This is a genomic window from Micropruina sp. (assembly GCF_047602385.1).
GTDB lineage: Bacteria > Actinomycetota > Actinomycetes > Propionibacteriales > Propionibacteriaceae > Micropruina.
Genome location: NZ_JASGHL010000005.1, coordinates 300,913 through 313,552 on the forward strand (window position 1 = coordinate 300,913; position 12,640 = coordinate 313,552).

The window sequence follows — 12,640 nt, forward strand, 5'->3', positions numbered from 1 at the left end:
GGGTGCGTGTGATGACTGTTGAACCCTCCACCCTGCAACTGCTCTGGTTCGGCCTGATCGCGGTGCTGTGGATCGGCTTCCTGGTGCTTGAAGGCTTCGACTACGGCGTCGGCATGCTGATCCGCTTCCTCGGCCGCAACGACAAAGAGAAGCGGGTGATCGTGAACACGATCGGCCCGGTCTGGGACGGCAACGAGGTCTGGCTGCTGACCGCCGGCGGCGCCACCTTCGCCGCCTTCCCGGGCTGGTACGCGACGCTGTTCTCGGCGCTCTACCTGCCGCTGTTCTTCATCCTGGTGGGCCTGATCATCCGCGGCCTGGCCTTCGAGTACCGGGCCAAGCGGCATGACCAGCGCTGGAAGGACCGCTGGGACTGGTGCGCGGCGATCGGCTCGCTGCTGGTGACCCTCATTTTCGGGGTCGGCTTCTCGAATTTCGTGATCGGGCTGCCAGTCGACGTGGCGCCGGGACGGCCCAGCGTGCATGTCTTCACCGGCGGCTTCTGGTCGTTGTTCCATCCGTTCGCGCTGCTCGGCGGACTGGTCTTCGTGGCGCTGTTCCTGTTCCACGGGGCGATCTTCATCGCCTTGAAGACCCGCGGCGAGATCCACCAACGGACCAAGGCCTTCGCCGAGCGGATCGGGCTCGGCGTGATCGGCGGCGGCGGGCTGTGGCTGCTGTGGTCGAACCTGGCCTACGGCACCGGGGCGTCCGGCTGGATCCTGGCGGTGGTGGCGGCGGCCGGTCTGGTGATGGCCTGGTACATGGTCCGCGCCGACCGGGACGGCTGGGCGTTCGTCGGGACGGCGGTGGCCACCGCGGTGATCGCGATCGGGATCTTCCTGCGGATGTTCCCCGACCTCGGCTTCGACAACTCGGCGGCGTCCAAGCCGTTGAACATCGTCACCGCCTCGGCCAGTCAGCTGACCCTGACCATCATGACCTGGACGGCGGTCGTCTTCGTCCCGATCGTGCTGGGCTACCAGGCCTGGACCTACTGGGTGTTCCGCCGCCGGCTGAGCACCAAGAACATTCCCGACGACGTCCCCGAGGCCGAACCCGTCGCCTGAGACCGGCCCGGCCCGAACTCGGCCCTTGGTGCGCACCCAGCCCTAACCCCCTCCCTAACTACCTGTGCCCTCCCTCAGGTGGGAGGGCACAGGTAGTTAGGGAGGGCCTTGTCGGCATCGGACGAGCGGACGGCGCCGCGGGGCTTGGCCGGATGCGCCAGGATGGCCGGGTGAGCACCGCGTCCGGGACGACCGCCGCCCGCCGGGGGCCGTTGGATCGGCGGCTGCTGCGCCGGGGACGCGCCACGCTGCACTACCTGGTCGCCGGGGTGGCGGTCGGCACCGCGACCGCCGTGCTGACCGTCGTCCAGGCCTGGGCGCTGTCGCTGGCATTGGGCGAGATCTTCGAGACCCACACCCTCGGCGTCCTGGGTCTGGTGCTTCCGGTCCTGGTGGCCGTCTTCGCCGGGAAGGCGATCCTGGCCTGGCTCAATCAGTGGCTGGCGGTGCGGGCCTCGGCGGCGGTGAAATCACGGCTGCGACGCGACGTGCTGGCGGCCCGGCTGGCCGACCCGGTCCGGCCGGAGCCGTCCACCGCGTCCCTGGTGACGCTGCTCACCCAGGGCCTGGACGCCCTGGACGGCTACTACTCCAAGTACCTGCCGCAACTGGTGCTGGCGGTCACGGTGCCGCTCATCATCGGCGTCGCCATCCTCACCGCCGACCTGACCTCGGCGCTCATCGTCGCGGCGACGGTGCCGCTGATCCCGGTCTTCATGGCCCTGGTCGGCTGGACCACCGAAGCCCGGACGCGGAAGCGCTGGCGGATGCAGACCCGGCTGGCCGGCCACTTCGCCGACCTGGTCGCGGGCCTGCCCACCCTGCAGGTGTTCGGACGCGCCAAGGCCCAGGCTGAAGGCCTACGGCGGACCGAGGCGGCACACCGGCGCGAGACCATGGGCACGCTTCGGGTGTCGTTCCTGTCGGCCCTGATCCTGGAGCTGCTGGCCAGCCTGTCGGTGGCGATCGTGGCGGTGGCGATCGGCTTCCGGGTGGTGTTCCACGAGGTCGATCTGGCCACCGCATTCTTCGTGCTCATCCTGGCCCCCGAGGTGTACCTGCCGATCCGCCAGGTCGGCGTCCACTACCACGACGCCGCGGACGGGATGGCCGCCGCCGAATCGGCGTTCAGCATAATCGAGGCGGCCGAGGGCAGGCCGGACGACCCAGTCCCGGCCGAGGGCAGGCCGGACGACCCAGTCCCGGCAGAGGGCGGGCAGGGCGACTTGGCCCCGGCCGCGACCGGCGAGACCCCCGCGACCGCCCAGGGCGCACACCCCGGCGAGACCGGTCGACGGCCGGCACTGCTGCGGATCAGCGGGCTGAGCGTCACCTACCCGGGGGCGCCGGACGCCGTTCTGGCAGAGGTCGACCTGGCGGTCGGCGCCGGTGAGCTGGTGGTGATCACCGGCACCTCGGGCGCCGGGAAGACCACCCTGCTGCACGCCTTGATGGGTTTCGTCACCCCGGACGCCGGACTGTTCCGGTTCGACGGCCGCGAGGCGGATGCCGCGGCCAGGCGTTCGCGGATCGCCTGGGTGGCGCAGGCCCCCGGCATGGTGAGCGGCACCATCGCCGACAACGTACGGCTCGGTGCCGCCGACGCCGACGACCCGGACGTCCATCGCTGCCTGCGGCTGGCGGGCGGCGGCAGCCTCGATCCCGACCGCGGTGTCGGCGACGACGGCGAGGGGCTGTCGGCCGGGGAACGACGGCGGGTGGCGGTGGCCCGCGCCGTCCTGCGGGTGCTCCGCGGGAACGCGGACCTGCTGGTCCTCGACGAGCCTACCGCGGGCCTGGACGCCGCCACCGAGCTGACGCTGCTGGACGCCATCGCCGGCCTCGGGGTCAGCGTCCTCGCGGTCTCGCACCGGCCGGCCGTGATCGCGCGAGCCGACCGCGTGGTGCGCCTCGAGCCGCCCCAACCCCCTGCCTAACTACCTGTGCCCTCCCGCATGTGGGAGGGCACAGGTAGTTAGGGAGGGGGTTACCGGCCGCGCGTCAGGTGCGTGCCCACCAGTCGATCATCACCTTGACGTCATCGGTGTCCGAGGTAGCCTCGATGAAGAAGCGCTGCTTGCTGAAGGTCCAGGCCACCCGTCCACTGCCGTCGGTGGCGTTGGCCGAGCCGAGCTTGCCCTCGATCTTCTTCGGCGTGTTGGTGTACCACCAGTTGGTGTGCGCCGGCGGCTTCTTCCAGTTCTTGCCGATCTTGCTCTTGGGGATGCCGGCCCGGCTGAAGAAGCCGTCCATCAGGCCGGTCAGGTCCTTGCTGTCATCGGCCCACCGCATGGTGACGGTCGCGGTGCCCTTGAGCTTGCCGCGGGCATTCGCCACGCACCGGACGGCATCGCGGCGCAGGTCGCTGCTGTCGGTGCGACAGGTGTTGATCTGGACGAATTTGCGCAGGTACACCGCCCAGTCGCACTGGATCTTGCTGAGTTCAGCGGCGCACGACGCCGAGGTCGTGCCGGACGGACGGGGGCTCGGGGTGGCCGACGCAGTGGTGGTGGGCGGCGCGCTGGTGGGCGTGACCAGCACCGATGGCGTCCCAGCCGGCGACGGCGCAGCGGTGGTGGGGACGCCGGTGGACGGCGTCGCGCCGGAACCGCCCGGCCGGAGGAAGTACCAGCCGGCCACACCCAGCACCAGGACGCCGGCGACGATGCCGATGATCAACGGCAACGGGTTCCGGCCCCGTCCGCCCGGCGGAGGACCGCCGTAGCCGCCGCCCCCGCTCGGCGGCGCGCCGAAGCTGCCGCCGGGAGGGCCGAAGCTGCCGCCCGCGGGGCCGTACTGGCCGGCCGAGCCGCTGCCGGGCCCACCCGGGCCGGTCGCGTTCGGTGTCGCTCCCCCATAGCCGGACGCGCCCGGGCCGTAACCGGGACCGCCCGGGTTCCCCGGTGTCGCTGCTCCATAGCCGGGTGCGTTCGACCCGTACCCGGGTGCGTTCGACCCGTACCCGGGTGCGTTCGACCCGTACCCGGGTCCGTTGGAGCCGTACCCGGGTGCGGCGTTTCCGGCGACTGGGGTGTCACCGCCGGGCCCGAACTGCGGGCGTCCGGGGTACCCCGCGCTCGGCGTCTGCCCGTACGGGGGCGCGAACGGTCCGCCCTGTGCGGGCAGCGGCTGCGTGGGCGGGTACTGCGGCGGCGGGTACTGGCCGGACGGATCCTGCGCCGGGTACTGGCTGGTGGGAGGGTACTGCTGCGCGGCCGGCAGCTGCTGGGTGGGATCGCTCTGCCAGTCGCCGGCACCGGGTCGCGGCGACCACCCACCGGGCTGCTGGGGAGTTCCGCCCGCGGGCGGGTTCGGCGACTGGTTCATGGCACGCAATGGTAGCCAGCCCGGGGCCGTCCGGACGGTCCCCGAGGCCCGGTTCTCGGCCCGACCCACCGATCGGTTCCGGATCCCCGGACGGCCCCGCTGCCGGGGCACGGCGGCGTCCCGGACGGGTGACCTATCCTGCTGGCATGGCAGCGGCGCGGTCGGGGGACGGCTCCGGCTGGCGTTGGCTGAGCCGGCTCGTCCCCGGGTCGGTGCCGCAGACCGGGTTGGCGACGTTGCTCGCCTTCGGTGCCGCCGCGGCCTCGGTGGCCTTGATGGCGGTATCGGGCTGGCTGCTGTCCCGCGCGGCCGAGCACCCGCCGGTGCTCTACCTCCAGGTGGGTGCGATCGGCGTCCGGGTGTTCGGCATCCTCCGCGGGCTGTTCCGCTACCTGGAGCGGCTGGCCGGGCACGGGATCGCGTTGCGGCTGCAGAGCGCGCTGCGGCTCACCAGCTATTCCCACCTCGCCCGCACCACCCTGCTCGGCAGCCGTCGCGGGGACCTGCTGACCCGGCTGATCGCCGATGTCGACGCAGTCCAGGATCTGATCGTCCGCTTCCTGGTGCCCGCGGTGTCGGCGTCGCTGGTGATCCTCGCCACCTCGGCCGTGTTCGCCGCCTTCTCCCCGGCCACCGCGTTGGTGCTGCTGGCCTCGGCCGTGCTGGGCGGGGTGCTGGTGCCGGCGCTGGCCCAGCGGGTCTCCCGGCGCTGGGACGCCGAGGCCGCGCCGGCCCGAGGACGGCTGGCGGCCGGCGTCCACGAGCTGTCCCGGACGGCGTCCGACCTGGTCGCCTACGGCGCGGCCGACGCCCAGCTCCGCAAGGTGCTGGCCGTCGACGACGAGCTGCGCCGGCTGGACGAACGCGGCGCCTGGGTGCGTGGGGTGGCGTCCGGCTGCCAGGTGCTGGCCGCCGCGACAGCGGTGCTGGCGGCGTTGTCGATCGGCGGTCCCGCGGTCGCCGACGGCACCCTGGAGCCGGTGCTGCTGGCGGTGCTGGTGCTCACCCCGCTGGCCCTGCACGAGGTGTTCTCCACCCTGACCCAGGCGGCCCAGAGCGCCACCCGCGCGCTCGTCTCGCTGTCCCGGGTCCGCGAGGTGCTGGACGCCGAACCGGTCGGACGCGGCGACCGCGAACTGCCGGCCGGCGAGGTCGCCCCCGGACCGATCGTGCTGGACGGCCTGGCCATCGGCTGGCCGGGCGGACCGGTGCTGGCCGACGGCCTGGACCTGGTCGTCGAACCCGGCGAGAGCGTGGCGATCGTCGGCCCGTCCGGCAGCGGCAAGACCACGCTGGCCGCGACCGTGCTGGGGCTGATCCCGCCGAAGGCCGGCACCGTCACGCTCCCCGGACGGGTCGGCTACCTGGCCCAGGACGCCCACATCTTCGCCACCTCGATCGCCGAGAACGTCCGGATCGGCAACCGGGACGCCGACACCGGGGATGTCCGGCATGCACTCGACCGGGCCGGCCTGCCGCTGGACGCCGCCCGGGTGGTCGGCGAGCAGGGCGCGACCCTGTCCGGCGGCGAGGCCAGGCGGCTGGCGCTGTCCCGGCTGTTCGCCGGCGACTACCAGGCGGTGCTGCTCGACGAGCCGTCCGAACATCTGGATGCGGTCACCGCCGAGGCGCTGCTCGACGACGTGTTCACCTCGATGGCGGCGGTGCCGTTGCTGGTGATCACCCACGACCCGGACCTGATCGCCCGCTGCGACCGCACCGTCGAGTTGATGGTTGGCGCGGTCCCCTATCGTTGACCGCGTGACCGTCGGGCTGCCGCTCAGCAATCGGCCGGACCCCGCGCACCTGGTGCCCAGCACCTTCGGATCGCCGGGCGTTCCGGCCGCATTCGGCCCGCCGTCCGGTGGCCGGCCTCCCCGGCAACCGCCGGGCCCCGGCAAATTCCTCGTCGTCCTGCTGGTGCTGCTCGGCCTGGTTGCCGCCGGCCTGCAGACCCTGCCGATGTTCAATCCCGCCCTGCCCGCGCCCGTCCCCGAGAGCGCCCAGCCGAGCTCAGCCACGCCGTCCGCCTCGGCGACGGCACGTGCGGGCGGCACCGCCAACCTGCTGACCAACAGCCGAATCTATCCGTTGAGCGTCTCCGGCAACTGCCCGCGCACCCAAACACCTTCCGGACGGGCGGCCTACGAGAAGCAGGTGTCCACCCTCCTGGAGTGCCTGGCCGGCATCTTCCGGCCGCTGGTCGAGCAGGCCGGCGGCGACTTCGAACCTGTCCGGCACCGGTTCTACGGCACCCGCACCGAGAGCCCCTGCGGCACCGCTCGAGACGCCTACGCGTTCTACTGCGAGACGAACGCCACCATCTACTTCTCCGAGCGGGTGTTCCGGGACTCCGGTTACGCCCGGCTGGTCGTCGCCGATGTCGTCATTCACGAGTACGGTCACCACGTCCAGGCGATGATGGGCATTCTCCGGGCCGCCGACGAGCTGAGCGAGGACCGGGCGACCATCACCCGTCGCCAGGAGCTGCAGGTGTTCTGCTGGACGTACTACGTCTTCGCGGCGCTGCCCAGCTTCGCGCTGACCGTCGACGACCACAGCGGATTCCGGCAGGTCTGGGGAAGCACCGACGACCCCGAGGGCCACGGCTCGGTGCGGGCCCAGGAGTACTGGGGCCCGCGAGGGCTGGCGGCCTCCGAACTCGGCGCCTGCAACACCTGGACGGTGCCGGCCAGCCGGGTCCGCTGACCGGCCGGCGGGAATCGCCCGGACGGGTTTTCCGAACCGGCGGCGAGGCAGCGGCGACGAGCCTAGATTGAAGGCGTAACTCAGTGTTGAGAGGACGCCATGAGCGAGCCGCTGCGCCTCGACATGACCCCGCTGCCCGATCTGGCCGCGACCGCGGGCCGGGCCGGCCCGGTGCGGACCCGGATGCCGGTCTATGTCGACCTGCTGCCTCCGTGCAACAACGCCTGTCCGGCCGGGGAGAACATCCAGGAGTGGTTGCGCCTGGTGAAGGCCGGCTCCGACCAGGCCGCCTGGCGTGAGCTGACCCGCAACAACCCGTTCCCGGCGATCCATGGCCGGGTCTGCTATCACCCGTGCGAGACGGCCTGCAACCGGGTCGAGCTGGACGGCGCCGTCTCCATCCACTCGGTCGAGCGCTACCTGGGCGACAAGGCGATCGAACAGGGCTGGCGGTTCCAGCGGGCACGTCCCGGCACCGGACGCCGGGTGCTGGTGGTCGGTGCCGGGCCGTCCGGGCTGTCGGCCGCCTACCAGCTCGCCATGCTGGGTCACGCCGTGGAGATCCGGGATGCCTCGGAGTCCCCGGGCGGGATGATGCGCTACGGCATCCCCGAGTACCGCCTGCCGCGCGCCGTGCTGGACGCCGAGATCGCCCGGCTGGTCGAGTTGGGCGTCCGGATCGTCCCCGGGCACCGGGTCACCGACCTGCTCGCCGAGCAGGCCCAGGGCGGTTTCGACGCCGTCTTCGTGGCGATCGGCGCACACCTGTCCAAGCGGGTCGACATTCCCACCAGGGACGCCTCCCGGATCGTCGACGCGGTCGGCTTCCTGCGCGACGTGGCCAGCGGCGGACGCCCGATGATCGGCCGCCGGGTCGCCGTCTACGGCGGCGGCAACACCGCGATGGACGCCGCCCGGGTGGCTCGCCGGCTGGGTGCCGAGGAGTCGATCGTGGTCTACCGGCGCACCGCCGAGCAGATGCCCGCGCACGCGTCCGAACGGTCCGAGGCGATGGCCGAGGGCGTCACGATGAACTGGCTGCGCACCATCTCGTCCTTCGACGACGCCGCGATGACGGTGGAGATCATGGAACTGGACGACGCCGGTCGCGCGGTCGGCACCGGCCGGTTCGAGACCTTGGCTGCCGACACGGTGATCCTGGCGCTCGGCCAGGAGGCGGATTCGGCGTTCCTGCAGGCGATTCCCGGCATGCGCTTCGACCGCGACGTGCTGCAGGTCGACCCGAGGACGCTGATGACCGACGTCCCCGGCATCTTTGCCGGCGGCGACGCCGTGCCCTCGGAACGCACCGTGACCGTCGGCGTCGGGCATGGCAAGCGGGCGGCGAGAACCATCGACGCCTGGCTGGACCGCCGCCCGCCGGTTGAGCGCCCCAAGCACGAGCTGGCCGGCTTCGACCGGCTCAACCTGTGGTACTTCGGCGACAACCGCCGCACCACCCAGCCCGAACTCGACCCGGCCAACCGGGTCACCGACTTCGACGAGATCCACGGCGGGCTGGACGAGGCGCAAGCCCATGTCGAGGCGGCCCGCTGCCTGTCCTGCGGCAACTGCTTCGAATGCGACGGCTGCCTCGGCTCCTGCCCCGAGGACGCCGTCGTCAAGCTCGGCAAGGGCTTTCGCTACCGCTTCGACTACGCCCGATGCACCGGTTGCGCGACCTGCTACGAGCAATGCCCGGTGCACGCCATCGAGATGATCCCGGAGCCGACATGAAGGCCATCGTCGACGGCAACGAGGCCGCCGCGTCCGTCGCGTACCGGCTCAACGAGCTGTGCAGCATCTACCCGATCACGCCCAGTTCGACGATGGCCGAACTGGCCGACGAGTGGTCGGCCCAGCGCCGTCCGAACGTCTTCGGCACGGTGCCGGGCGTGATCGAGATGCAGTCCGAGGGCGGTGCCGCCGGCGCCCTCCATGGGGCGCTGCAGGGCGGGGCGCTGAGCACCACGTTCACCGCGTCCCAGGGTCTGCTGCTGATGATCCCGAATATGTACAAGATCGCCGGTGAGCTGACCTCGACGGTGTTCCACGTCGCCGCCCGGTCACTGGCCGCGCAGGGGCTGAGCATCTTCGGCGACCACCAGGACGTGATGGCGGTCCGGCAGACCGGTTTCGCGCTGCTCAGCTCGGCCTCGGTACAGGAGGCGCACGACCTGGCCGCGGTCGCACAGGTCGCCACGCTGCGCTCCCGGGTGCCGTTCCTGCACTTCTTCGACGGCTTCCGGACCAGTCATGAACTGAACACCATCGAGTTGCTCTCCGACGACGACCTGCGGGCGCTGGTGGCCGAGGACCTGGTCCGGGCTCACCGGCGCCGGGCGCTGTCACCGGCGCATCCGATCATCCGCGGCACCGCGCAGAACCCGGACACCTACTTCCAGTCCCGCGAGACGGTGAATCCCTACTACCTGGCGGTGCCGGACCTCGTCCAGCAGGCGATGGACTCCTTCGCCGAGCGCACCTGCCGCGGCTACCGGCTGGTCGAGTACCACGGCCACCCCGAAGCCGAGCGGGTGATAGTGGTGATGGGTTCCGGCGCCCAGGCCGTCCGGCAGGCCGTCGAGCACCTCAACGGCTCGGGCCACCGGGTGGGCTGCGTCCAGTTGCGGCTGTACCGTCCGTTCCCGGCCGAGCAGGTGCTGGCCGCCATCCCCGCCTCCGCCGGCCGGATCGCGGTGCTGGACCGCACCAAGGAGCCCGGAGCGTCCGGTGAGCCGCTGTTCCTGGACGTGATGGCCGCCCTGGGCGAGGCGTCCACGGTCCGCGGGGACGGTTCTTCCGGTCCAATTCTGGGCCAGGAATGGACCGAAAGAACCGTCCCCTCGGTCCATGGCCGGCCGATGCCGATGGTGATCGGCGGCCGTTACGGCTTGTCGAGCAAGGAGTTCACGCCGCCGATGGTGGTCGGCATCTTCGACGAGTTGGCGCTGCCCACGCCGCGGCGGCGATTCACCATCGGGATCACCGACGACGTCACCCGGCTCTCGCTGCCCTACCCGGCCGACCTCGACCTGGAGGATCCCGACACCCACCGCGCGGTCTTCTACGGGCTCGGCTCGGACGGCACCGTGGGCGCCAACAAGAACACCATCAAGATCCTCGGCAGCACCGACGGCACCTTCGCCCAGGGCTACTTCGTCTACGACTCCAAGAAGTCCGGGTCGCGGACGGTGTCCCACCTGCGGTTCGGACCGCGTCCGATCGAGGCGCCCTATCTGGTCGGCGCGGCCGGGTTCATCGGCTGCCACCACACCTCGATCCTGGAGCGGGTCGACGTGCTGGAGTACGCCCGGGCGGGCACCGTGCTGCTGGTCAACGCACCCCACCCTCCCGAGCAGCTGTTCGGACGGCTGCCGCTTGAGATGCAGGCGGCGATCATCGAGCTCGGCATCGAGCTGTGGGCCATCGACGCCGGTTCGGTGGCCCGGGCCGCCGGCATGGGCAACCGCACCAACACCGTGCTGCAGACCTGCTTCTTCGCGATCTCGAAAGTGCTGGAGCCGCAGGTCGCGATCGAGAAGGTGAAGGCCGCGATCCGCACCACCTACGCCCGCAAGGGCGCCGACGTGGTGGCCCGCAACGAGGCCGCGGTGGACGCCGCGGTCGCCGCCCTGCACCGGGTCGAGGTGCCCTCGGCGGTGGTCTCCGACGCCGGACGGCTGCCGCCGGTGCCCGCCGACGCGCCGGAGTTCGTCCGCACCGTGACCGCCGCGATGCTGGCCGGCGCCGGCGACTCGTTGCCGGTGTCGGCGCTGCCGGTGGACGGCAGCTATCCCTCCGGCACCACCAGGTACGAGAAGCGCAGCATCTCCGACATCGTCGCCGAATGGGACGCCGAAGCCTGCATCCAGTGCGGCAGCTGCGCCTTCGTCTGCCCGCACGCGGTGTTACGCGCCAAGTACTACAAGCAGGACGCGCTGGACGGCGCTCCGGCGTCCTTCGAGTCGGCGCCGCTGAACGCCGCCGGCTTCCCGGGCTCGCGCTACACGCTGCAGGTGTACACCGAGGACTGCACCGGCTGCGGGTTGTGCGTCGAAGCCTGCCCGGTGAAGCCGATCGGCAACCCGGACCGGCGGGCGATCAACCTGGCGCCGCAGCCGGAACGCGACGCCGCGCGGGCGAACGTGGCGTTCTTCGAGTCGCTGCCGGTGAACAAGCGGTCCCGGGTCGACTTCGGCACGGTGCGCGGCACCCAATTCCTGGAACCGCTGTTCGAGTTCTCCGGCGCCTGCTCGGGGTGTGGCGAGACCCCGTACCTGAAGCTGCTCAGCCAGCTGTTCGGCGGCCGGGCCAGCGTCGCCAACGCGACCGGCTGCTCGTCGATCTACGGCGGCAATCTGCCCACCACGCCGTGGTCGCGCAACAAATACGGGCGCGGCCCGGCCTGGTCGAATTCGCTGTTCGAGGACAACGCCGAGTTCGGGCTGGGGCTGCGGCTGGCCGCCGATCTGCAGACCGAGCTGGCCCGGCAGCGGCTGGACGCGCTGCGTCCCGAGCTGGGCGACGAACTGGTCGACTCGGTGCTGACCGCCCCGCAGCAGTACGAATCGGACCTGTCCCACCAGCGGGCCCGGGTCGAACATCTGACCATGCTGCTCGACGAGATGCTGACCACCCACTGCAGCCCGCATCACGTCACGGTGCTGTTCCCGGTCGGCAAGCCGGGTGCCGCCACCGATGATCCGGAACTGACCGGACGCCGCGGCGCGCCGGTCGAGGCCGAGACCGAGTCGGTGGGCCAGCTGCCGCCCGGCACCCCGCTGGTGGGCGAGCGGCTGCGACTGATCGAGGACCTGCGCAGCGTGGCCGACCATCTGCTGCGCCGTTCGGTGTGGATCGTCGGCGGCGACGGCTGGGCCTACGACATCGGCTCAGGTGGCCTGGACCACGTGCTGGCATCCGGGCGCGACGTCAACATTCTGGTGCTGGACACCGAGGTGTACTCCAACACCGGCGGCCAGTCGTCGAAGTCGACGCCGGTGGGTGCAGTCGCCGAAATTCGCCGCCGCCGGCAAGACCACCTACAAGAAGGACCTGGCGATGCAGGCGATCGCCTACGGCGGCGTCTACGTGGCCCGGGTGGCGATGGGAGCCGATCCGCAGCAGACCTTGAAGGCGTTCCGTGAGGCGGAGACCTACGCCGGCCCGTCGTTGATCCTGGCCTACAGCCACTGCATCGCGCACGGCATCGACATGCGCACCGGCCTCGATCAGCAGTACCGGGCGGTCAGTTCGGGGCATTGGCCGCTGATGCGGTTCAACCCGGTGCTGCGCGACGCCAACGCCAACCCGTTCCTGCTGGACTCGCCCCGCCCGCGGATCGCGCTGCGCGACTACCACGACCGTGAGCTGCGCTTCCGGATGCTCGCCCGCACCCATCCCGCCGAGGCCGAGCGGATGCTGCAGCTCGGTCAGGATCAGGTGAACCGGCGCTGGGCCGAGTACGAGGAGCTGGCGTTGCGGCCGGCCGAGATGTTCGCCGCCGACGTGCGCTGACCGGACTGGAGGAG

The 12,640-nt window shown here is 71.5% G+C and carries 6 protein-coding genes and 2 pseudogenes; 7 read left to right on the forward strand and 1 reads right to left on the reverse strand.

The genetic code is table 11. The features are described from left to right. Positions 1-11: 11 nt before the first annotated feature. Both cydB and cydD read left to right on the forward strand, forming a co-directional pair. Entirely contained in the window at positions 12-1,070 is a 1,059-nt protein-coding gene (gene cydB, locus QM711_RS16930; RefSeq protein WP_415101471.1) for a cytochrome d ubiquinol oxidase subunit II, read from the forward strand. A gap of 257 nt (positions 1,071-1,327) precedes the next feature. Beyond that, positions 1,328-3,007, forward strand: coding sequence for a thiol reductant ABC exporter subunit CydD (gene cydD / locus QM711_RS16935; protein ID WP_415102296.1), 1,680 nt, complete (start codon positions 1,328-1,330; stop codon positions 3,005-3,007). Positions 3,008-3,071: 64 nt separating this feature from the next. Here cydD and QM711_RS16940 read toward each other — a convergent pair whose 3' ends face one another. Beyond that, positions 3,072-4,397, reverse strand: a complete 1,326-nt coding sequence (locus QM711_RS16940) for a hypothetical protein (RefSeq protein WP_415101473.1) — start codon at positions 4,395-4,397, stop codon at positions 3,072-3,074. 146 nt (positions 4,398-4,543) lie between these two features. On the opposite strand from QM711_RS16940, the gene cydC reads away from it, so the two are divergent. The 5 genes and pseudogenes from cydC to QM711_RS16965 all read left to right on the forward strand — a co-directional run. Continuing rightward, positions 4,544-6,154, forward strand: coding sequence for a thiol reductant ABC exporter subunit CydC (gene cydC, locus QM711_RS16945; RefSeq protein WP_415101475.1), 1,611 nt, complete (start codon positions 4,544-4,546; stop codon positions 6,152-6,154). Between the two features lie 4 nt (positions 6,155-6,158). Continuing rightward, the gene (locus QM711_RS16950) at positions 6,159-7,106 is read left to right on the forward strand and encodes a neutral zinc metallopeptidase (RefSeq protein ID WP_415101477.1); all 948 of its coding nucleotides are present in this window, start codon (positions 6,159-6,161) and stop codon (positions 7,104-7,106) included. Between the two features lie 99 nt (positions 7,107-7,205). Further along, positions 7,206-8,843, forward strand: a complete 1,638-nt coding sequence (locus QM711_RS16955) for an NAD(P)-binding protein (RefSeq protein ID WP_415101479.1) — start codon at positions 7,206-7,208, stop codon at positions 8,841-8,843. Then, positions 8,840-11,737 (forward strand): annotated as a pseudogene (gene nifJ, locus QM711_RS16960) (pyruvate:ferredoxin (flavodoxin) oxidoreductase); the annotation flags it as partial. The gene QM711_RS16955 and the pseudogene nifJ, both read left to right, overlap by 4 nt. Before the next feature lie 183 nt (positions 11,738-11,920). Beyond that, positions 11,921-12,626: pseudogene (locus tag QM711_RS16965) on the forward strand (thiamine pyrophosphate-dependent enzyme); the annotation flags it as partial. Positions 12,627-12,640: the final 14 nt, after the last annotated feature.

Excerpts from the sequence above, each read along its gene's own strand:
- QM711_RS16955 (WP_415101479.1), top strand. The coding sequence starts at position 7,206 with ATGAGCGAGCCGCTGCGCCTCGACATGACCCCGCTGCCCGATCTGGCC.
- cydC (WP_415101475.1), top strand. The coding sequence starts at position 4,544 with ATGGCAGCGGCGCGGTCGGGGGACGGCTCCGGCTGGCGTTGGCTGAGC.
- QM711_RS16940 (WP_415101473.1), bottom strand. The coding sequence starts at position 4,397 with ATGAACCAGTCGCCGAACCCGCCCGCGGGCGGAACTCCCCAGCAGCCC.
- cydB (WP_415101471.1), top strand. The coding sequence starts at position 12 with ATGACTGTTGAACCCTCCACCCTGCAACTGCTCTGGTTCGGCCTGATC.